General features: G+C 60.5%; 1 protein-coding gene. It reads left to right on the top strand.

What is annotated here, in order from left to right:
• Positions 1-281, top strand: a 281-nt coding sequence (locus ACSEXW_RS28460; RefSeq protein ID WP_438449530.1) for a phage terminase large subunit family protein, incomplete at both ends; no start/stop codon positions are given.

Genomic DNA, 281 nt, shown 5'->3' with positions numbered 1-281 from the left:
CCCTACCAGCGTGACATTATGGACGCGATCAACGACCCGACCGTGCCGGAGGTCGTGGTCATGAGCTCCGCGCAGGTGGGGAAGACAGAGCTGCTGCTGAACGGCATCGGCTTCCATATCGACTATGATCCGGCCCCGATTATGCTCCTCCAACCGACGGAAGGGATGGCGGAGGCCTTCTCCAAGGACCGCTTGCAGCCGATGATCCGGGATACCCCGGCGCTGAATGGAAAGGTCAAGGACGTCAAGAGCCGTGGCTCCGAGAATACCATCCTCCACAA

The sequence above is a fragment of the Oryzibacillus soli genome, from assembly GCF_051594765.1.
In the GTDB taxonomy this organism is placed as follows: Bacteria; Bacillota; Bacilli; order Paenibacillales; family NBRC-103111; genus Paenibacillus_AR.
This window is presented reverse-complemented; position numbering and strand designations above follow the sequence as displayed.